The sequence below is a fragment of the Salinicola halophilus genome, from assembly GCF_003206155.1.
In the GTDB taxonomy this organism is placed as follows: Bacteria; Pseudomonadota; Gammaproteobacteria; order Pseudomonadales; family Halomonadaceae; genus Salinicola; species Salinicola halophilus.
On sequence record NZ_PZJV01000001.1, the window covers coordinates 23,910 to 45,456 of the forward strand.

The 21,547-nt window shown below is 66.4% G+C and carries 12 protein-coding genes; 2 read left to right on the plus strand and 10 right to left on the minus strand.

Annotated features, from left to right (window positions below):
* The first annotated feature begins 60 nt into the window (after positions 1–60).
* The gene (locus DOM33_RS00105; protein WP_110664702.1) at positions 61–7,518 is read left to right on the plus strand and encodes a carbohydrate-binding protein; all 7,458 of its coding nucleotides are present in this window, start codon (positions 61–63) and stop codon (positions 7,516–7,518) included.
* 146 nt (positions 7,519–7,664) lie between these two features.
* Here DOM33_RS00105 and DOM33_RS00110 read toward each other — a convergent pair whose 3' ends face one another.
* The 4 genes from DOM33_RS00110 to leuS form a co-directional block, all read right to left on the minus strand.
* The gene (locus DOM33_RS00110) at positions 7,665–8,900 is read right to left on the minus strand and encodes a multidrug effflux MFS transporter (RefSeq protein WP_204352581.1); all 1,236 of its coding nucleotides are present in this window, start codon (positions 8,898–8,900) and stop codon (positions 7,665–7,667) included.
* A gap of 100 nt (positions 8,901–9,000) precedes the next feature.
* Positions 9,001–10,059, minus strand: a complete 1,059-nt coding sequence (holA, locus tag DOM33_RS00115) for a DNA polymerase III subunit delta (protein ID WP_110664704.1) — start codon at positions 10,057–10,059, stop codon at positions 9,001–9,003.
* On the minus strand, positions 10,056–10,544 hold the full coding sequence (locus DOM33_RS00120) for an LPS-assembly lipoprotein LptE (protein ID WP_162617844.1): 489 nt from the start codon (positions 10,542–10,544) through the stop codon (positions 10,056–10,058). Before DOM33_RS00120 ends, holA begins: the two co-directional genes overlap by 4 nt.
* Before the next feature lie 117 nt (positions 10,545–10,661).
* Positions 10,662–13,247: a leucine--tRNA ligase gene (gene leuS, locus DOM33_RS00125; RefSeq protein WP_110664708.1), complete on the minus strand. Its 2,586-nt coding sequence runs from the start codon at positions 13,245–13,247 to the stop codon at positions 10,662–10,664.
* A gap of 194 nt (positions 13,248–13,441) precedes the next feature.
* Here leuS and DOM33_RS00130 point away from each other — a divergent pair, with 194 nt between their 5' ends.
* Positions 13,442–13,990 (plus strand): zinc ribbon-containing protein, encoded by a 549-nt coding sequence (locus tag DOM33_RS00130; RefSeq protein ID WP_110664710.1) that lies wholly within the window; start codon positions 13,442–13,444, stop codon positions 13,988–13,990.
* 136 nt (positions 13,991–14,126) lie between these two features.
* Here the strand turns inward: DOM33_RS00130 and DOM33_RS00135 are convergent, their stop codons facing one another.
* The 6 genes from DOM33_RS00135 to DOM33_RS00160 all read right to left on the minus strand — a co-directional run bounded on the left by DOM33_RS00135 (position 14,127) and on the right by DOM33_RS00160 (position 21,501).
* Positions 14,127–15,515, minus strand: a complete 1,389-nt coding sequence (locus DOM33_RS00135; protein ID WP_110664712.1) for an MFS transporter — start codon at positions 15,513–15,515, stop codon at positions 14,127–14,129.
* A gap of 143 nt (positions 15,516–15,658) precedes the next feature.
* On the minus strand, positions 15,659–17,026 hold the full coding sequence (hglS, locus tag DOM33_RS00140; RefSeq protein WP_110664714.1) for a 2-oxoadipate dioxygenase/decarboxylase HglS: 1,368 nt from the start codon (positions 17,024–17,026) through the stop codon (positions 15,659–15,661).
* 142 nt (positions 17,027–17,168) lie between these two features.
* Positions 17,169–18,665 carry an apolipoprotein N-acyltransferase gene (lnt, locus tag DOM33_RS00145; protein ID WP_110664716.1) on the minus strand — a complete coding sequence of 499 codons (1,497 nt, stop codon included), beginning with the start codon at positions 18,663–18,665 and terminating at the stop codon, positions 17,169–17,171.
* Positions 18,666–18,740: 75 nt separating this feature from the next.
* Complete coding sequence (locus DOM33_RS00150) at positions 18,741–19,634, minus strand: HlyC/CorC family transporter (RefSeq protein WP_110664718.1); 894 nt, start codon at positions 19,632–19,634, stop codon at positions 18,741–18,743.
* A 278-nt stretch (positions 19,635–19,912) separates the two neighbouring features.
* Positions 19,913–20,407, minus strand: a complete 495-nt coding sequence (gene ybeY / locus DOM33_RS00155; RefSeq protein ID WP_239495208.1) for an rRNA maturation RNase YbeY — start codon at positions 20,405–20,407, stop codon at positions 19,913–19,915.
* Positions 20,404–21,501 carry a PhoH family protein gene (locus DOM33_RS00160; protein WP_110664720.1) on the minus strand — a complete coding sequence of 366 codons (1,098 nt, stop codon included), beginning with the start codon at positions 21,499–21,501 and terminating at the stop codon, positions 20,404–20,406. Before DOM33_RS00160 ends, ybeY begins: the two co-directional genes overlap by 4 nt.
* Positions 21,502–21,547: the final 46 nt, after the last annotated feature.

Here is a 21,547-nt window from a genome sequence, read left to right on the forward strand (position 1 = left end):
GCGGCGCCGTCATGAAGGCTGCGCCTGTTCTCACTCCCATTTCGCTCAAGGGCCGAATCCATGTTCACGCTTGCCATTGTCGACGTCCAAACCGGTGCGATCGTCGAAACGCTGGAGCCCGGGGATGCCTTGACCCGGGACCGGCTAGACGACGTCTATCGGCTCGCGGTCTCGCCGCAAAGCAGCGCAGGTTTCGATGCGACGACGGTGACAAGCGTCACGCTCGGCCTCGTCGATGCCGCGGGCAATGCCACTACCCAGACGAGTGATGCCGTACCGTTCTGGTTCTCGCTGGCGGATCTCGCCACGGGTGCCGCGGGGCTGACGCTGACCCCCTTCGACGCCGACGGCAACGCGCTCGCCTCGGGGAGACAGGTCCAGGGACTCGAGGTCGTACCCGCTGAAGGGTGGCGGGGCGGCGTCTTCGGGCTTCAGGGCACGTCGATCGGCATCGACGACGGTGGCTCGCTGCCCGATACCGCCATCCGCAGCGCCGCGAATCCGGAGAGCAATCCCGGGGCCGGCGCCGACGGGCTCTGGAACGGCCACAGCGGTGACGGCTATCTGGACATGGGACGACAGCTGGGGGATGCCAGCTACTTCGATGTCACGGTGGAATCTGCCGGCACCTACCTGCTCGACGTGCGCTATGCCAGCAGCGGTCCGAGCGGTCTGGGTCGGCCGATGGCGGTACGCGTCGACCAGGGCGTGCAGGGCACGCTCGATTTCGCCAATACCGGTAGCGGCAATGCCGGATGGCAGACATGGGAGCACGCCACGCTGTCGCTGACGCTGGACGCGGGCACCCAGCGCATTCGGCTCGAGAACCTGATGGCCGACGGACCCAACATCGACAGCCTGTCGCTTTCGCCGGTCGAACTCGGCGCGCTGCCGGCGAGCTTCGTGATTCAGGCGGAGAACACCGAACGCGTCACCATCCTGGATTTCGGTGCCAGTGACGACCCCGCGCTGACCCGCGTGGTCGATGCCGATCACCCCGACGCGGCCGGTAATGTCCGCGCCGGGGCGATCAACGGCAGTTATATCGATATCGGCTCGGATGCCGGCGATGCGATCGTCTTTCACGCCGACCCGAGCGCCTCGGGGATCTACACGGCGACCATTCGCTACGCCAACGGCGGCACCGGCGATCGTCCGATGCTCGTCGGCAGCGGCGAGGGGGCGACCACGCTGCTCTCCTTTCCGCCTACCGGCGGCTGGAATCAGTGGAGCGAGGTGACGGTGTCACTGCCGCTTCGCTACGGCGGTACCGACGTCAAGATCACACTGCCGACGGCAGGCGAAGGCGGCATGCCCAACGGGCCGAACATCGATCAGATCGTCTTCGACTATGAAAGCGCATTGCCGGTGGACTCCTCGCTGGTGTTCGAGATCCAGGGCGAGGCATTGACCCCGGACGACGGCAACTCGGCGCCCGACACCGTGGTGCGCGACGCGTTCAACCGCGAGTCCAACCCGGCCGCCGGCAGCGACGGACTATGGGGTGACTTCACCGGCACGGGCTACCTCGACATGGGCGGGCAGGCCGGCGACGCCGCCGGCTTCGAGGTCTCCGTCAATGAAGCCGGCACCTACCTGCTCACGGTCCGCTACGCCAGCGGCGCACCGGGCACGCGGCAGATGACGCTCTCCGTCGATGGCGAACTGCAGGGTGTCATCGGCTTCGGCTCTACCGGTACCGGCGCGGCCGGCTGGGAAAACTGGAGCGAGAAGACCTACGAGGTCGATCTCGAGGCGGGCGTCAATACCGTGCGTCTGGCCAATGTCTCCAACGGCGGCCCCAACATCGATCGCATCTCGCTCAACACGCTGCCGGACGAGGTGATCGAACCCGGTGACCGCTCGCCGATTCGCATCAACTTTCAACCGGCCTCGGCGACCACGCCGGAGGGCTACGTTGCCGATACCGGACTCGCTTTCGGCCAGCAGTCGCTGACGATCGGCGGGGTGGCTCACGCCTTCGGCTGGGTGACGGAGGCCTCCATCGCCGACGGCACCGCCAACGGCACCACGCCGATGGCGATCGTCGGGCACGACCCCGACGCGCTGGGGGATCGCAGCGACACGCTCGCCGGCATCGATCCGCGTCAGGCGACCTACGCCGGTTTCGACAAGCCCGGCTACGCCGACAAGGCGGGCTGGGAGATCGAACTCGAGGATGGCTATTACGAGGTGACGATCTCCATCGGCGACAGCGGCGGTGCCTATGACAGCGTCAACGTGATCAATGCCGAGGGCGAAGCGTTCAACACGCCGTTCGCCTCGCAGCGGCCGGCCAACTTTCCGGCGGATGGCGAGCCCATGGATGACAGCGACGGCTATCGCTCGTCGCTGGTCACGCGCGTGGTTCAGGTCGTCGACGGACGACTCACGCTGGACGCCATCGGTGTCAACAGCGACAACACCGAGATTCAGTACCTCGAGATCCAACCGCTGCCCGATCTCACGCCGAACGACGATCGTGCCGCGCCGCTGGACTACGCCCAGTTCATCTCGCCGCGGGCGGTGGCTGGCGTCGGTCAGAACGAGATCGCGTTCGACCTCCAACCGCAGGACGGCAGTCTCCCGGTGGGGATCGACCCGACATCGGACTTCTTCATCGGATTGTCGGTGGTGGAGGGGCGAGGCGGGGCGCTGCTCGAAAGTCTCAACGACGGCTCCGTGCGCCTGTTCGAAACCGTCAGCGGTCGAGAGGTGGGCTTCAACATCAACACCACCGGCGGTTTCGACTCGCTCACCATCTCGCCCAAGGGCGGGCTCGAAGCCTTCACCAGCTACACCCTGGTGATCGATGGCTTCCAGGACCGGGGCAGCAATACCGACCCGGACGCGCCGACGCGAGAATTCCAGAAGTTCTCCTCGACCTTCGTCACCGGCGCCCAGCCGCCGGCGGTGGACAGCGAGGTCGGCTTCTCGACCCATCTCGAGCTCGACGGCGCGGCGGACGGCGCCTATCTGTTCACCTCGACCACGATGTCGCCGGACAACAGCAAGGTCTACGTCTCCACCATGAACGGGGAGATCAAGCGCTTCGACATCGACCCGGCGAACGGAGATCTGGTCAACGGCCAGACGCTAGAGCTCGACTACTTTCAGGGGGAGTCCGGACCGCGGGGCATCGTCGGACTGACCTTCGATCCCACCGATCCCAACGTGCTGTGGGTCACCGACAACGACCCGATCCCGCTGACCGGACGCGACAATGGCGTACCGGACTTCAGCGGCCGCGTCAGCAAGGTGACCATCAACGAGAGCGATGCGACGTTCTCGGCGAGCGCCGAGCCCTACATCGTCGGTCTGCCGCGTTCCAACGGCGACCACGTCACCAACAGCGTGGTGTTCCAGGCCAACGACGCCTATGACGCCGTCAGCAACCCGGACGTACCGCCGTATCTGCTCTACCTCTCCCAGGGCGCGAACACCGCCATGGGTCAGGACGACAGCGCCTGGGGCAATCGGCCGGAGCGTCTGCTCAATGCCAGTGTGCTCGAGATCGATCCCTACCGGCAGGCGCCTCCCGGGGGCTTCGATGTCTCGACCGAGCCGCTGCCGGCGGATGGTTCCAACGGACGTTACGAGGATGATGACAACGACCTCAAGAACGGCCCCATCGACATGGGCGGCGGGCAGTATCTGGTCTTCGCCCAGAACGGCACGGCGTCGATGCAGGACGCCGACGGCAATGTACTGATCGACTACTACGACCCGTTTGCCGACGACGCCGTGCTCAAGATCTTCGCCACCGGTATCCGCAATGCCTACGACCTGGTGTGGCACTCCAACGGGTCGCTCTACCTGCCGACCAATGGCTCCGCCGCCGGCGGCAGTACCCCGGACGATCCGCGCACGCCGCAGAACGAAGGCCTGATCAACGTCGGCAAGCAGGACGACTATCTGTTCAAGGTCGAGCGAGGCGGTTACTACGGTCATCCCAACCCGCTGCACGATCAGTACATTCTCAATGGCGCCAACCCCACGGCGGGTGACGATCCCAACGAGGTCGACGAATATCCGGAAGGGCAGAATCCGGACCCCGGCTACGACGCGGACGACGCCTACTCGCTGGGCGAGAACCGCTCGCCCAACGGCGCGATCGAGTACGCCAGCAACATCTTCGGTGCCACGCTCAAGGGTAGTCTGCTGTTCGTCGAATACTCCGGCGGCAACGACATCCGCTGGGTCACCCTCGACGCCGACGGCAACGTCGCCGAAGACACCGTGCTTCGCGACACCAACGGCCAGATCATCAGCTACGTCGATCCTCTGGACATCATCGAAAATCCGCTCACGGGGCAGCTGTATCTGATGACACTCAACCGCAGTAACGGCCAGAGCCAGATCGTGCGGCTCGATCCTGTTCCCGGCGACGTCGTACAGCCCGGCGATGGCAGTGGCGAACTCGTGTCGCTGATCACCATTCAGGCCGAAGACGAGACCCAGGCGGTCATCGCCGCGGGCAGCGGTGCCCAGATCAGCATCCGCGACGGCGACAACCCCGAGCCCTCCGCCACCAACCCGCCCTACGGCGTGCGTCCCGGCGCCTTCGGCCTGGATGGCAACACCGACTACTCCGACGGCGTCGTCGGCGGCTATGCGGACTTCGGCAACACCAGTGCGGACTTCATCACCTTCAACTTCGACGTGGGGGCCAATCAGGTCGGCGAGTCGGTGCTGCGGGTTCGCTACGCCAACGGCGCGCCCACCGACCGGCCGCTCGAGGTCTTCGTCAACGGCGAGAGCGTGGGCACCTTCGGTTTCGCGCCGCCCACCGGCGTCTCCGGCAATGCGGCCTGGAACACCTGGCAGACGCTGGACATTCCGGCCGAGCTGATCAGCGGCGCCAACAGCGTGCGTTTCCAGGCGATCAACGCCGGCCCCAATATCGACCAGCTCGAAGTGCTGGTCACCGAGAGCGCCGAGCCCGTGCCGCCGGCCGTCGACAATCGCTTCGAAGCGGAGGCCGCGACGCTTGCCGGCGGGGCCATCGTCATCCCCGAGACGGACGTCGACCGCGACGCCTCGGGCAACGGCTTCGTCGATTTCGTCGGCAACACCAATCAGTCGATCACCTGGGACGTGGAGACGGCGGCCAGCGGCGTCCACGAGGTGACCATCGGCTACTCGCTCACCGCGGGCAAGGCGGACCGGCCAATGGGCCTCACCGTCAACGGCGTGACCCAGCCGGCGGTCAACTTCCCCGCGCTCAGCCAGACACCGGGAGACTGGGTGACCCAGACCTTCCAGGTCGCGCTCGGCGCCGGCGACAACACCCTCACGTTGACCGCGCCGCGAGGCGTCGGGCCGGATATCGACTACCTGCAGATCGGCAACGCGCCGCTGGCGGGCTCGTCGGAGGGCGCGATCGCGGTCACCAGCACCGACCCGACCTATTTCCCCGACCGCGTGGTGTTCAACTACCTCGAGGACAACGACGTCGCGAACACGCCGCGGGAGTACAAGGACAGCGGGTCGGTGGTGATCGCCAACAACGGCACGGGTGATCTCACCGTCAGCGATGTCGCCATCGACGGACCTTTCCGGCTGGCCGATCCCGACGCGCTGGACGATCTCGTGCTCGCGCCGGGCAGTTCGATCGAGGTGGAGGTGCTGTTCAATCGCGCCGCGTACACGCCGCCGACGAGCAATGCCGCCGACGGCGTCTTCGAAGGCACGATGACCGTGACCTCCAACGATGCCGATCAGCCGGTCACCGACATTCAGCTGGCTGGCTTCTGGCAGGCGCGGGACGAGGGCGGGTGGGAACCCAACCTCAACGAGATCTGGCGGGTGTTCGGCTTCGGTAACCATATCGAAGGGCTGTCGACGCTCGACGGCGGCGGCCAGTCGGTACTGCAGAACTTCGATCTCTATCAGGCCGCCGATCCCAACGAGGTGCTGTCGCGCTACTGGCAGATCGCCGACGGCGCGACTACGGCCAAGGTAACCCAGCTGGCGGCGCTGCACGGCGATAGCGGGGCGCTGGTGGCGATCCACGCGCCGGGCAGCAAGTCCCAGGCCAATCCGATGGCCAACCACGACAGCCTCTACAGTCAGTCGTTTCTGCCCAAGGTGGCCAACGGTGAATACGCCAGCGCCACGTTCGGGCGCAACCAGGTGCCGGATGCCTGGCTGGGTGACGACGTCTTCGGTATCTCCATCGCCAATCTCTCCACCGACCCGTCGCTCAATCCGAAGGGCGGCGGGACGCCGCCGGCGGCGTTCGACGGCGTGGAGCGTGGCTATACCGTGCGCACCTTCCAGGCACTGGACAAGAACGGCGACGCCATTCCCAACACCTACTTCGTAGCGCAGGACTACACAGGGATCAACTACGACTACAACGACAACGTCTACCTGATCGAGGGAATTCAGCCCGCCAAGCGGGTCCCGTTCACCGACGATCAAACGCCCTGGTCCCTGGATCACGACGGCCTGACGGTGGAAGCGGCGCGCTTCGACGAAGGCGCGCCGTACCTCACCTACCGTGACAGCAGCGAAGCGCAGCTCGGCAGCGACTTCCGTGATACCGGCGTTGACATCCGCGGCGACGGGGATGCCATCGGCTGGGTCGAAAACGGCGAGTGGGTCGAGTACACCATCGACGTTGAAGAGGCGGGGGTCTACGACCTGACGTTCCTCTCCGCGCTCGGCAGCCAGAGCGGCGCGGCGCGCACCATCACCGCCTCGTTCGACAGCGGCGCCGGTGTCTACGAGCACGCCACCGTTGCCGTCGGCTTCTCGGGCGGGTGGAGCACCTTCCTGCCGACCGAGAAACAGGGGGTGCTGCTCGAAGCCGGTGAGCAGGTGCTCCGCGTGACCTTCAACGGCGGCGCGCAGAACCTCGAGTCGTTCAGCCTGACGCCGGCGGTACAGACGGCCTTCAACGAGAGCGGTACGCCGTGGACGGTGGATGGCGAGTTCACGCTGGCGGCGGCGCTCTACGACGCGGGTGGCGCCGAGGTGGCCTATCACGACTCCAGCGAAGTGCAGCTCGGTACCGACTTCCGCGGCGAGGGGGTGGACATCCGCGGCAACGGCGACGCGATCGGCTACATCGAGAATGGGGAATGGGTCGAGTACACCCTCGATGTCGCGGAGGCGGGTACCTACGCACTCTCCTTCTCCGCGGCGACCCGGTTCAGCGATCGCAGCGTGACGGCGAGCGTCGAGCGCGACGGTGAGGTCTACGAAAGCGCCGAGGCGCAGCCGGTGATCAATAGCGGCGACTGGAACACCTACCGCGCCAACGACGGCATCGAGCTCGATCTCGCGGCCGGCGAGCAGACCCTTCGGTTGACCTTCAACGGCGGCTCGATGAACGTCTCCGAGTTCACGCTCACCGAGGTGGCCGGCAGCAGCGCCTCCTCGAGCGTGGCGCGGATGCAGAGTCTGTCACTGGAGGCGTCGGCGCTCGCGCCGGTCGACGAGGCGCCGGTGATGAGCGACGACGTGTCTCTCGCGGGCGTCGAGTATCACCCGGTCGCCGAGATCGCGTAAGCGCATCATCCAGTCGCCGAGATCGCGTGGCGACACCGACGGGGCGCTGCTCGCGCCCGGCCAATCCAAGGCCCCACCCCGAAGCGTTTCGGGCTGGGGCCTTCTTGCGTCAGGGAGGTGTGATCCGCCGCGACTTTGACGGTGGCCTATTCGGATCGTCGCCCGGGGCGTAGCGCGAGGATGACCACGGCGATGCAGGTCAGGGAGCAGGCGAACATCGCGGCGATGACGTAGCCCAGCGTCTCCGGCAGCAGCGTGGAGAGCGCGCTCAGCCCCCCGGCGATACCGAACTGTGTCGCGCCCAGCAGCGACGCGGCGGTGCCGCCGTGACGCGAGAAGAACTCCATGTAGCAGGCCTGGTTGTTGGGTACGATGCCGCCCTGAGCGCCGATGGTCAGCATCATCGCCGGCAGGAACAGCCAGATCGAGACGTCGAGCGCGGTCGCCAGACAGAGCAGCAGCACGCCGGTGAACTGCAGACAGAGGCAGGCGACGAGAATCTGTCGCGAAGCGAAACGATTGAGCAGCGCCCGGTTGGTCAGGTTCACCACCAGCATCATCACGATGTTGGCGCCGAAGAGCAGTGAAAAGCTGCTCTCCGAGCGACCGAAGTGGCTCTGATAGATGAAAGAAGCGTGGGTGATGAAGAGCATCATCACCGAGAAGGCGAACGCCTGTAGCGCCAGATGGGCCAGCGCCGGACGTGTCGTCAGCACGGCGCGATAGCGCGTCAGCAGTGTCGACTCGCCGTCGGCCGCGGGTCGCGCGGCGCCGGCTTGCCCGCCGATGGCCGAGGCGCGCAGCACGACCCGCGCCTGCAGCGGTATCAGGCAGAGCGCATAGACGGCGAGGAAGGCGAAGATACCGTGCCATCCGCTCAGCGCGAGCAGCGCCGTGCCCAGGCTGGGGGCGACGCCGGGCGCGACCACCATGATCAACCCGATCATACTGAAGAGTTTGGCGGCCTCCTGTCCGTGTACGCGATCCCTGACCAGCGCGGGAATCAGCACCATCACCCAGCCGCTGCCGAAAGCCTGCACGGCGCGCAGGGCGAGTAGCGCCGGCAGCGACGTCACCTGCGTGATGGCGAGTGACGCCAGCGCGAAGATCGCAAGGCCCGCGATCATCAGCCGACTTCGCCCCCACTGATCCGACAGCGGCCCGCCGACGAGCTGGCCCAGCGCCAGCGCGAAGATGTAGATCGACAGACTGCGCGAGACCTCGCTGACACCGACGCCGAGCTCCCGGGCCATCTGAGGAAAGGCGGGGAGGTAGGCGTCGATCGCCAGCGGACCGAGCGCCATGGTCATGGCAAGCACGAGCGGCAGCGTGGCGGGGTAGGAGCGTGACGGCGTGTCGGGGGCAGTACGATGACGGGGCATGCGGACAACGATCAAAGGCGATGAGTGGTGGCGGCCGACCTGGCCAGCCCGCCGGCGGTTACCGGTCGGCGGGGGCGACGGCCGCACTTGGCGGATCGGTTCAGGTGGTGCGGTAGGCGTACGCCATCTCGGCGAGCAGCCCACGACCGCCGGCGAGCGTCAGCGCCAGATCGCCGAGTGCGTCCCACAGTGGCAGGGCGACGGCGCCCTTCACCGCGAGATCGATTCGCTGGGCGAACATCAGAAGCTTGTGCAGGCGGCGCTGGGGCAGCCGGTTGAGCGCCTGCTTATAGCCCGGGCGACGCTTCTCGGGGATCATCGGCCGCTGCGCCTTGCAGGCGTGCTCGAGACTCTGCCCCTGATCGAGATGCTGAAAGATCGACAGCAGGATGCGCAGCTCTCGCGTCAGCGCCCACAGCACCACCGGCGCTTCGACGCCTTCCTGCTTGAGCCCGGTGACGATGCGCACCACGCGCTCGCGCTCGCCGCGCAAACAGGCATCGGTGAGGGCGAAGACGTCGTAGCGGGCGCTGCTCTCCACGCCGCTGGCGATGGCGTCCACGTCGAGGCGCGCGTTGGGGGGCAGCAGCAGCGCTAGTTTCTTCAGCTCCTGGTCCGCCGCGAGCAGGTTGCCCTCGGTGCGTTCGCCGAGCAGCCGCGCGGCCTCCCAGTCGAGATTGAGACCGTGGAGATTGGCCCGGTCGCGCATCCAGTAGACCAGCCGCTGGTGATCCACCGGCCATACGGGGACGAAGAGCCCGAGCTTGTCCAGCGCCTTGAACCATTTGCTCGACTGCGCCTTGCGATCGAGACGCTGGCTCGACAGCAGCAGCACGTTGTCGCTCCCGCTTGCCTGCTCGGCGTAGGCCTCCAGCGCCTTGCCACCGTCCTGCCCCGGCGACTGACCGCCGAGACGGACTTCGATCAGCTTCTGCGACGCGAACAGCGACAGGCTCGCCGCCGACTCGAGCAGCTGAGTCCACTGGAACCCCGACTCGACGTGGAGCACTTCGCGCTCCTCGATGCCGCGTTCGCGGGCGACCCGGCGCACGGTATCGCAGGCCTCCATGTGAATCAGCGGCTCGTCGCCGGAGACGATGACCACCGGCGGCAGGCGCTTGGCCAGCGACGCTTCCAGCTTGTCGGGAAAGACCTTCATGGCGTCTCGAGGGCGGCGAGTCTCGCGATCAGCTGCTCGGCGGCATCCCGACGCAGGCGCTCGACCGCTTCGTCGCGCAGTTCCTGGCGGGAGTAGATGTCGTCGGTCGAGATCAGCGTGGTGGTGGAGACATCCAGCTGCTCCTGGTTGAGCAGGTAGGCGCCGTCCGAGGTGCGCTGAACCGAATAGGGCGCGGTGAGCACCAGCTCGATCTCGCGGCTGCCGGAATCCGCGCGGGTGAGACGGTTCTCGCTGATACGCTCGTCACCCAAGTTGATACGAAGATCGGCGGTGTCGACGATCTGGGTATCGGTACGCTCGATGGCGCGGCGCACGGTCTCGCTGAACGGCGACACGTTGGCGCTCAGTGCCACCTCATCAAGGCCGAGCACCGGCTGGTTGAGACCGCGCAGCTGAAAGCCGCAGCCAGCCAGCGTCGTGAGCGCAATCGTCATCAGACCGATGAGAACGGGACGACGGATCATGAAAAGCTCCTTGTCAGAAAACGGCGCCCGCAACCGGCGCCGTGAGTCGATCTCGAATCCTGCGGGCCGCCCTGGCATTCGAACGTCGACGAAGCCGGACGCGCCCGACCGCCGACGTCAGTTGGCGACGATGTTGACCAGTTTACCCGGTACCACGATCACTTTGCGTACGGTCTTGCCCTCGACGTGGCGCTGGACGTTCTCTGCCGCCATTGCCTGCGCTTCGATCGCGGCCTTGTCGGCATCCGCTGCCACCTCGAGTCGCGCCCGCAGCTTACCGTTGACCTGTACCGCTAGCTCCAGCGTTTCCTGGGCCAGCGCGCGCTCGTCGACCCGAGGCCATTCGGCATCGATCACCGGGGTTTCGTAACCGAGCGAGTGCCACAGCGCGTGACAGGCGTGCGGGGTGATCGGCGCGAGCAGCAGCACGCAGGCCTCGACCGCTTCCCGCGCCACGGCGAGCCCCGTCGGCGAAGTGTCGTCGAAACGGCCCAGGGCGTTGGCGAGCTCCATTACCGCGGCAATCGCAGTATTGAAAGTGGTGCGTCGGCCGATGTCGTCGCCGGCCTTGGCGATGGTCTGATGCGTCTTGCGGCGCAGATCGGTCTGGGCGTCGTCGAGTGCCGAGACGTCCAGCGGGCCCGGCGTACCGGCATCGACGTGCTCGGCGACGAGACGCCACAGCCGCTTGAGAAAGCGATGCGCGCCCTCGACACCGGCATCCGACCACTCGAGCGACTGCTCCGGGGGTGCGGCGAACATCATGAACAGGCGCACGGTGTCGGCACCGAAGCGATCGATCATCGACTGCGGATCGACGCCGTTGTTCTTCGACTTCGACATCTTCTCGATGCCACCCATCACCACGGGCTCGCCGTCGGCGGCGAGCTTGGCGCTGGTCGGGCGTCCCTTGTCGTCGCGCTCGACGGTGACGTCCGCCGGATTGAACCACTCCTTGCCGCCGTTCGCTTCGTCGCGATAGAAGGTCTCGGCGATCACCATGCCCTGGGTCAGCAGGCGCTGGAACGGCTCGTCGCTGCCGACCAGCCCCTCGTCGCGCATCAGCTTGTGGAAGAAGCGGGCGTACAGAAGGTGCAGGATGGCGTGTTCGATACCGCCGATGTAGAGATCCACCGGCAGCCAGTAATCGGCGCGCTCGTCGAGCATCGCATCCATGTTGTCCGCGCAGCAGAAGCGCGCGTAGTACCAGGAGGACTCCATGAAGGTATCGAAGGTGTCGGTCTCGCGGACCCAGCCGTCGCCGAGATCAAAGAACTCGGGCATCTTCTTGAGCGGCGAGCCGGACGCGTCGACCTCGACCTCCTGGGGCAGGGCGACCGGTAGCTCGTCGTCGGTGAGGGCGACGGTCTCGCCTTCGGGGCCGTACTTGACCGGAATCGGTGCGCCCCAGTAGCGCTGGCGCGCCACGCCCCAGTCACGCAGGCGGAAGTTGGTCTTGATCTGGCCGCGACCCTTGACCTCGAGTTCGGCGGCGATGGCGTCGAAGGCGCCCTCGAAGGTGAGGCCGTCGAAGTCGCCGGAGTTGATCAGGTGGCCGTGCTCGGTATACGCCCCGGCGCTCAGGTCGGGGACGTTGCCGTCGGCGTCACTGATGACCGGTTGAATCGTAAGGCCGTACTTTGTCGCGAACTCCCAGTCGCGCTGATCGTGAGCGGGTACCGCCATGACCGCGCCAGTGCCGTACTCCATCAGCACGAAGTTGGCTACATAGATCGGTACTGCCTGACCGGTGAGGGGGTGGACCGCGCGAAAACCGGTGTCGCGGCCGCGCTTCTCCATGGTCGCCAGTTCCGCTTCGGAGTTGCCGCCCTGCTGGCACGCCTTCAGGAATTCGGCGAGTTCGGCATCGGACTCGGCGGCACGCTTGGCGAGCGGGTGGCCGGCGGCGACGGCGACGTAGGTGACGCCATAGAGCGTATCCGGGCGGGTGGTGTAGACGTCGAGACGCGCGTCATCGCTCTCGGCGTCCTCTCCCTGAACGTCGAAACTCAGTTCCACGCCGCGCGACTTGCCGATCCAGTTGCGCTGCATCGTCTTGACCTGCTCGGGCCACTCGACCTTGTCGAGATCGGCGAGCAGCTCTTCGGCGTAGTCGGTGATCTTCAAGAACCACAGCGGGATCTCTTTGCGCTCGACGCGGGCGCCGGAGCGCCAGCCGCGACCGTCGATCACCTGCTCATTGGCGAGCACGGTCTGATCGACCGGGTCCCAGTTGACCGTCGACATCTTCTTGTAGACCACGCCCTTCTCGACGAGCTTGGCGAAGAACCACTGCTCCCAGCGGTAGTAGTCGACGTCGCAGGTGGCGAACTCGCGACTCCAGTCGTAGGCGAAGCCGAGCGATTGGAGCTGGCCACGCATGTAGTCGATGTTGTCGCGGGTCCACTTGTCGGGCGCGACGCGATTCTTGATCGCGGCGTTCTCGGCCGGCATGCCGAAGGCGTCCCAGCCCATCGGCTGCAGCACGTTCTTGCCCTGCATGCGCTGGAAACGCGTCACCACGTCGCCGATGGTGTAGTTGCGCACATGGCCCATGTGCAGCTTGCCGCTGGGGTAGGGGAACATCGACAGGCAGTAGAACTTCTCTCGCGAGGCGTCCTCCACGGCCCGGAAGCTCTCGTGGGTATCCCAGTACTGCTGAGCGGCGGATTCGATCGCGTGGGGGTTGTACTGTGCGTCCATCGGTTCGGTCAAACACCTTGCGTTCAGCGTGTGAGAGGCGCCAGAGTCCCCGCGAATGGCTATACTCGAAGCGGTGACGACTGCGGGGTCGGCGGTCATTTTTCGGCCCACAAGCATACCCCAGACCCGCAGTGGCAGGTAGGGGCCCGCCGGTCCGCCGTGCGAGCCAAATGGCAACGAACCAGGGGGAATTCATGGACGAACATCAATCAGAGCCCGAGACGCGCTCGCGCTTGAGCGAATCCTACGAGCGGGTGCTGACGCGGCTGCGAGACGGCGCCGGCGAGCTCTCCTGGGAGAGCTTCCAGCAGGAGCTGGACGAGGCGGTGGCGTTCGAGTCGGAGTTCGAGGAGTACACCAAGGACGAAGCCGCACTCCTTCGGGCCTGGGTCGAGCGCGACATGCGCGATTTTCGCCAGTTCCTGGCCCGCGGCGGCGAAGGCGTTGCGGCCTGGCTGGGGATCGACCTGGGCTTCGTCTCGCGCCGCGTGAGCGAAGCGCTGCTGTCGATCGCCGATCGCACCACGATCGACCGCGAGCGCTTCGAGGACGATCTGGAAGCCGCCCGCGCCGACTACGTCGCCGGCGAGGTGGCGCTACCCGGACGCATGAGCTGCGTCCACTGCGCCAACGCCGTGGTATTCGATCGCGTCGGCCGGCTCGATGCCTGCCATGAATGCGGCCACCGCTACTTCCGCCGCGACTCCGGCGCCCCGCGACCGCAGGCCGCGCCAGAGGTGTAGGAGACATACCGTACTGCCGGCGCTGTTCATTCGGCGCCTGGAAACGACAACGCCGGCGAAGCGATTCGCCGGCGTCGTCGCGCCAGGCCCGGGGCCGCGTTGGCCGACGGCTCCTGGCTTCAGGTGAGATCGCGAATCAGGAGACCGCCGGCTGCGCCGCTCGACGGGGCGCGTGAGCCCATTCGGTCTCCTCGGCGTCCAGCGAGCGTCCGGCGGTCTCCGGCAGTTTCATCCCGCCCCACATCGCCAGCAGCGTGATCGCGATCAGATAGAGTGCCGGGGCGAGGTCGTGACCGGTACTGGCGATCAGCCACGTCGCCACCAGCGGCGCGGTGCCGCCGAAGATCGTGTAGGCCACGTTGTAGCAGAGCGCAGAGCTCGTATAGCGCACCCGGGTCGGGAACTGTTCGGAGAGCAGCACCGCCGTGACCACGTTGCAGATCACCGCACCCACCGCCATCAGCGCCGCGCCCAGCATCGACGGCAGCCATTCGCCGCTGCCGGCGAGGGTGTAGGCCGGAAAGACGGCCACGATGAGGCAGGCGCCGGCAGTCAGAATGGTGCGCCGACGACCGACGCGATCGGCATAGCGACCCACCAGCGGACACAGCAGTCCCGCGAAGACCAGCGCCCCCAGGCTCGCCAACAGCGCCGTGGTCTGGGTGGCGCCGCCCACCACCTGCATGTAGGTCGTGAAGTAGGTGGTGAACATGTAGAACGACAGTGCCGTCGCCGAGATGAACGCCCCCAGATACAGGATGGTTCGACCATGGGTGCGAAGCGTCTCGCCCAGCGGCGAGTGCGGCACTGCCTGGCGCTGCTTGAGCGCCTGGAACGCCGGCGACTCGTCCAGGTTCAAGCGCATGTAGAGACCCACCAGCCCCAGCGGCGCGGCGACCAGAAACGGGATACGCCAGCCCCAGCTCGCCAGCGCCTCTTCGGAGAGAATCGCGCTGACCGCGTAGGCCAGTGCCGCTGCCGAAGCGAAGGCGACGAAGGTCGAGACCGGCACGAAACTGCCGTAGCGCGCCTTGCGATCCCGCGGGGCGTGCTCCATCACGAAGGCGCAGGCGCCGGCATACTCGCCGCCGGCGGAGAAGCCCTGGATGCAGCGGGCCAGCGCCAGCGCGACCGGCGCCAGCAAACCCACGCTCTGATAGGTAGGCAGCACGCCAATGAGCGTCGTCGCGCCCGCCATCAGCAGCACCGTCATCGAGAGCACGCGCTTGCGGCCGATCTTGTCGCCGAGCATGCCGAAGAAGATGCCGCCCAGCGGGCGCAGGGCGAACGCCACCGCGAAGACGGCGAAGGTCTGCAGCAGGGCCAGTGCCGGGTCGCCCTGGGGGAAGAAATGCTCGGCGATGATCACCGCCAGAAAACCGTAGACCGCGAAATCGAACCACTCGACGAAATTGCCGATCGCCGACGCTGCAATCACCTTGCGCAGTGTCGCCAGGTCGACGCTGGGCGGGGTGCCCGGTTCAGGCGAGTCGGGATTGTTGTTGTTGTCGCTTGGTGCGGACATGCAGGCACTCCTCGAACGGGACGTTGGCCTGCCAGTCTACGAAGTTAGGGCCCGCGTCGAGGGGCGCGGGCGACACCGGTGATTCCGATTGCGACACGCCTCGCGATCGGCTGTCGCAATCGGCCATCGCTATCGCGGCGGGATCAAATGCCGAGCTGCTGGCGCACGCGGGTCAGTGAATCCGTCTCGAGGCCAGCGTAGAGCACGAATTCGTCGAGCACCGGGCGGCCCAGCGCCAGCTCGAACGCGCCGCGATTGGATGCGTTGGCGTAGGCCTGGTGCTGCGCGTCCCCCAGATTCGACTGGAAGATCCCGGCCGCGCTCACCGGCAGAAAATCCTCGTAGGTGATCGGTGTGGCTGCGAGCCAGCCCTGATCGATCAACGAGTCGATCGTCTCGGGGCGTGTTTCGCCGGCGGCCAGCCGCTCGCGCCCGGTCTCGGTGACGGCGTAGCGGAAGTAGGCAAGGCCCTCGCGGCGCAGCGTTTCGTAGTCGTCCGGCAGCGAGGCGAAGACCTCGCCGAGCTGATGCTGGTGGGTGGCGTTATCCGGTGCCGTGGGCAGTTCGCGGGCGCGGGCGAGCAGCGCGTCGTAGCGCTCGCGGCCTTCGGGGGTGAGAGCGACGCCGCGCTGTTCGATTTCGCCGAAGCGAGCGGTGTGGTGACCCTCGTCACGCCCGGCGAAGCGCACCGACTCCTCCAGCGCCTTGAAGCTGGTCTGGCGCAGCAGGATCGGGCAGCGCCGCGGCGGCGGCCCTTCGATCACCGCCTTCGGCGCGATGCCGTAGTCGGGCATGGCGGCCTGGGCGGCGTCGATGTCCAGGGTGCGCGGGGTGAGGTGATTGATGTGCGGGCCGCGAAAGCAGACCACATCGGCGATCAGCCGGTGAGCGTCGTGGAGTGCCTGGTAGGTGTCGTGATCGACGGTGGCGTCCTGGTGCCAGCGGAAGGTTTCCAGCACCTCGCTGACGAAACGGTCGGCCTGCTCGCGATCGAAGCCGCCCTGACGCTCGCCGAGGGCGATCAGCTCTCGCGCCTGGGGCGTGAAGATATCCCGCTGGGCGAGGATCGATGCCGCCTGCCGGCGCAGATCGTCATCGTCGATCAGCTCGAGACGCAGCAGCGAAGTGAAGACGCGAAACGGATTGCGGGCGAGTGCGGCATCGTCGACCGGGCGAAACGCCGTGGAGTGGACCGGCACGCCGGCCTGGGAGAGATCGTAGTAGCCGACCGGGAACATTCCCATCAGCGCGAAGACGCGCTTGAGCGTGGCGAGCTCCTCGGCGGTGCCCACGCGGATCGCCCCGTGGCGCTCGACGTCGAGTCGCTCCGTCTCCGAGCCGGCGGCGAGACGCTCGGCGAGTTCGGGGTCGGCGGCGAGCGTACGTCGATTGATATCGGCGACGAGCTCGAGGAGCGTGGCGTACTGCGGGACTTCCTGGCGATACATCGTCGACATCGCCTCGGAGAAGGCGGTGCGGATGGCGTCTTGGCTGATCAGGGTGGGTGTCATGGGGCACTCGTTGTGGCGAATGAATGCCCTCATCCAACGCTATCCGCCCCTGGCTGACAAGCCTCGTCGGCCCGGGGCGGGCGCGGCGTTAAAGCCGCGTCGCATTTTTACAAGGGGGCAGGCTTTGCGCCTCGCCGAAGGATCAGCGCGCCGTCTTGCGGCGGCGTACCTGGGCCACCACGCCCGGGGCGAGCATCAGTACGGCCAGCAGCCAGGCCGGCCAGCTGCCGGTGCGGGTGAAGGGGGTGAGCCCGGTCATGGGAATGACGTCGCCGACCACGCTCGTCGCCTCGAACTGCGGGCCGCGCTCGCGCAGGTTGCCCCGCTCATCGATGATCGCGGTGACGCCATTGCTGGTGGCGCGAACCACGTAGCGACCGTTCTCCAGCGCCCGCAGGCGCGCCATCTGCAGATGCTGCAGCGGGCCGATGGAGCGGCCGAACCAAGTGTCGTTGGAGACCGTCAACAGCACGTTGGCACCGCGCGCCCGCTCGGCGACCAGATCGGGGTAGACGATTTCGTAGCAGATAGCGCTGCCGATGGCGACGCCGTGGGTGAGGATCGGTAACTGCGAGTCGGCCCCGGCGCTGAAGTCCGACATCGGCAGGTTGAAGAAGTCGATGATGTCGCGCAGCAGAAAATCCAGCGGGAGGAACTCGCCGAAGGGCACCAGGTGAGACTTGCGGTACTCGCCGCGCACTTCGCCGACGCCAACGATGGCGTTGTAGTAGTCGCCGGCGGCGTCGCGCTGGACGATGCCGCTCAGCAGCGCCGTTTCGCTCGGCAGGGTCGCCTGTAGGCGCTCGAAGTAGGGACGGGCTTGCGCGGCGAACATTGGCAGCGCCGTCTCCGGCCAGACGATCACATCGGCATCGTCGGGTAGCTCGCGAGTCATGCGGCTATAGGTGTTGACGGCGTCGCGCTGGCCCTCGGGGCTCCACTTTGCCAGCTGTGCCAGATTGCCCTGGAGCAGCGCGAATCGTACCGGATCCGCCGCCGGCTGGGTCCATTGGCTCGGCAGTAGCAGCGGCGCCAGCCAGAGCGCGGCGAAGGGTGCCGCCGCCCACCAGCGCCGCCGGCAGAACTCCACCAGCAGGGTGCCGGTCAGGGCGACGATCAGCGAGAGCAGGTAGACCCCGCCGACGGGGGCCCACGGCGCCAGCGGCGAATCGACCTGGGCGCTGCCCAGCAGCAGCCAGGGGAAACCGGTGAACGCCCAGCTGCGGAAGGCTTCGCCCAGCACCCAGACGCCGGCGAAGCTCAGAAACGCCAGCCGGGGCGTGGTGAAGCGTCGGTAGAGACCGAAGATCAGGGCGGGGAAGAGCGCGAGCGTCACGACGAAGAGGGCGGTAAGAAAGAGCGCTAGCGGCACGCCGGTGTAGCCGTAGTCGTGAATCGAGACGTAGACCCAGCTGGTGCCGGTGCCGAAAAGCCCGACACCGAAGAGCCAGCCGCGAAGGCTCGCCTGCGCCACGCTCAGCTGATGGTGGCCGACGTACATCAGCGCCACGGCGAGCGGCCCGAGCCACCAGAGATGGAAGGGCGCGAAAGAGAGCGTGGCGAAGCCACCGGCGGCGAGTGCGGCAAGGTACCCCGGCCAGGGGCGGTAGACGGAGATCAACGGCTTGGCGCGCGGCATCGGGCACTCCTCGAAGAAAAGTGCCCTTATATCAGAGATGCCCGCGAAATGCGTCGGTGATCGGGCGAGCGGCCCTCAGCTCTCGAGCCGCGACGGACTCTCCTGCTCGGCCTCCGCGGGTACGGGCTTGGCCTGGAGCAGTCGGATGCGGCGATTGTCGGCACTCAGCACGGTGAAACGCCATTTGCCGAGATCGGCGTGCTCGTTACGTCGGGGCAAATGGCCGAAACGCTGCATGATCAGCCCGCCGACGGTGTCGAACTCTTCGTCGGAGAACTGGGTGTCGAACGCTTCGTTGAAATCCTCGATGGGCGTCAGTGCCCGCACCGCATAGGTGCCGTCGCCGAGATTGCGGATGTCCTCTTCCTCGTCGGTATCATGCTCGTCTTCGATGTCGCCGACGATCTGCTCGAGAATGTCCTCGATGGTGACGATACCCGCCGTGCCGCCATACTCGTCGACTACCACCGCCATGTGGTTGTGGGTGTCGCGAAACTCCTTGAGCAGGCTGTTGAGCCGCTTGGATTCGGGGACGAACATGGCCGGGCGCAGCACGTCATTGAGCGAGAAGGTGTCGCGCTCCTCCCGGTTACGCTTGAGTAGCGGCAGCAGATCCTTGACCAGCAGGATGCCCAGGACGTCGTCGAGGTTGTCGTTGATCACCGGATAGCGCGAGTGGGCCGTTTCCAGAATGATGGGCAGGCAATCCTCGGGGCGCTGTTCGACGTTGATGGCGGTGATCTGGGAGCGCGGGATCATCACCTCGCGGACCTGCTGGTCGCTGATCTGGAACGCGCCTTCGATGATCGTCAGGGCGTCCTGATCGAGATTGAGCCGGGGGCCGGCCTCGCGCAGAAAGGTGAGGAGCTCCTCGCGGGAGCTGGGTTCGTCGAAATCGCTAGAGAAAGTGCTGATCAGCTTCTCGAGCCAGGATCGGCTGCTCTGGCTACTCGATCGTTCGTCGCTCATGAGTGGGGTCTCTTGTCCTCGGATGACGCACGGAAGGGAAGTCGATGATGCGCCGCACGACGCGTTAGCGTCGCGACGTCAGGGGCATCGATCGGGCCGCCGGCGGTCCGACAAGGACTCGGCGGAGGTTCGTCGGATGCGTCGGCCGGTGACGCCGGGGAACAGCTGGCGTCATCGGTCGCACCCGACGAGCGGGATGGCATGGCGGAGCGTGCCGAAGGAGTCACGGATGTAGCATTGGGCATGGGGGCGAATGCGTTGGTCATGGGTGTCAGCGGTCAGGTCGGCGACCGGTAAGGGTCGGCGATGGCAAAGCCCGCGAGCAGTTCTCTCTCGAGCGCCTCCATCGCTTCGGCCTCGTCTTCCTCTATATGATCGTAGCCGAGCAAATGCAAGCAGCCATGGATCACCAGATGGGCATAGTGGTCGCCGGGCGCCTTGTGCTGTTCCACGGCTTCCTGGATCACCACGTCATGACAGATGACGAGGTCGCCGAGCAGAGGTAGCTCGATCTCCGGCGGCGCCTCGAACGGAAACGACAGCACGTTGGTGGGCTTGTCGCGGCCGCGGTAGTCGCGATTGAGTGCCTGGCTCTCGTGACGCTCGACGAAGCGCACGGTGAGTTCGTGTCGCGTCTCATCGTGGGCCGCGAGCACGGCGCCGACCCAGCGTTCGAGGTCGGCGAGCGTCGGCAGTGCGGCAATGTCGCCCGCGTCCAGCGCGACCTGCCGGTCGATCTCGAGGATCTGACCGTCGGCGATATCGGGCGTCACGATTCGCTCGGCTCGCCGCTGGCGGCACCTGTCTCGGCGTCGGCGCGGGGCGTCTGCGAGTCGAGCCGCGCCTGACGACGCTCTTCGCGGCGCTTGCGCTGCTCGGCTTCCTCGGTCGCCTCGAAATGATCGTAAGCTTCGATGATGCGCTGCACCAGCGGGTGGCGGACGACGTCCTTGGGCGCGAACTGGGTGACGCCGATGCCGGCGGTATCCCGCAGTACCTCGAGTACCTGGATCAGACCGGAACTCGAGCCGCGGGGCAGGTCGACCTGCGTTGCGTCACCGGTGATGACGGCGGTCGAGCCGAAGCCGATTCGCGTCAAGAACATCTTCATCTGCTCGCGGGTGGTGTTCTGACTCTCGTCGAGAATGATGAAGGCGTTGTTGAGCGTTCGCCCGCGCATGTAGGCGAGCGGGGCGATCTCGATCACCTGGCGCTCGATGAGCTTGTTGACCTGTTCGAAGCCGAGCATCTCGTAGAGTGCGTCGTAGAGTGGACGCAGGTAGGGGTCGATCTTCTGCGCCAGATCCCCCGGGAGGAAGCCGAGCTTTTCGCCGGCCTCGACCGCCGGACGTACCAGCAGGATTCGCCGGATCTCCTGACGGTTGAGCGCCTCGACGGCGGCGGCGACGGCGAGATACGTCTTGCCGGTACCCGCGGGGCCCACGCCGAAGTTGATGTCGTGGCGGCGAATGCTCGCGACGTAGCCCTGCTGATTGATGCCACGGGGCTTGATCAGGACTTTCGGCGTGCGAATGATCAAGCCGCCGGCCTCTTCGTCGCCGGTCTCTTCCTCGAGGGCCTGGATGCCGGACTCCTGCAGGAAGAGGTGAACCGTATCCGGCTCGAGCTCCTCGGCGCCGGTTTCCCGATACAAATGCTCGAGCACGTTGGCCGCGGCCTTGACCGCAGCGTCGGGCCCGGCGAGCTGAAAGGTGTTGCCGCGGTTGCGCAGCGTGACGCCGAGACGGGATTCGATCAGCTTGAGGTGTTCGTCACGCTGCCCGCTGAGATTGGCCAGACGCCTGGGGTCGTTGGGTTCCAGTGTCAGCGAGATGACGCGGTTGTCGGAGTGCTGGTCTTGGGTCAACGAAGAAAGGTCCGTGGATGAGGAAAAGGAAGTCGTCAGCTTACTG

Coding starts and splice junctions, on each gene's coding strand:
- DOM33_RS00105 (WP_110664702.1), top strand. CDS start 61: ATGTTCACGCTTGCCATTGTCGACGTCCAAACCGGTGCGATCGTCGAA.
- DOM33_RS00110 (WP_204352581.1), bottom strand. CDS start 8,900: ATGCCCCGTCATCGTACTGCCCCCGACACGCCGTCACGCTCCTACCCC.
- holA (WP_110664704.1), bottom strand. CDS start 10,059: ATGAAGGTCTTTCCCGACAAGCTGGAAGCGTCGCTGGCCAAGCGCCTG.
- DOM33_RS00120 (WP_162617844.1), bottom strand. CDS start 10,544: ATGATCCGTCGTCCCGTTCTCATCGGTCTGATGACGATTGCGCTCACG.
- leuS (WP_110664708.1), bottom strand. CDS start 13,247: ATGGACGCACAGTACAACCCCCACGCGATCGAATCCGCCGCTCAGCAG.
- DOM33_RS00130 (WP_110664710.1), top strand. CDS start 13,442: ATGGACGAACATCAATCAGAGCCCGAGACGCGCTCGCGCTTGAGCGAA.
- DOM33_RS00135 (WP_110664712.1), bottom strand. CDS start 15,515: ATGTCCGCACCAAGCGACAACAACAACAATCCCGACTCGCCTGAACCG.
- hglS (WP_110664714.1), bottom strand. CDS start 17,026: ATGACACCCACCCTGATCAGCCAAGACGCCATCCGCACCGCCTTCTCC.
- lnt (WP_110664716.1), bottom strand. CDS start 18,665: ATGCCGCGCGCCAAGCCGTTGATCTCCGTCTACCGCCCCTGGCCGGGG.
- DOM33_RS00150 (WP_110664718.1), bottom strand. CDS start 19,634: ATGAGCGACGAACGATCGAGTAGCCAGAGCAGCCGATCCTGGCTCGAG.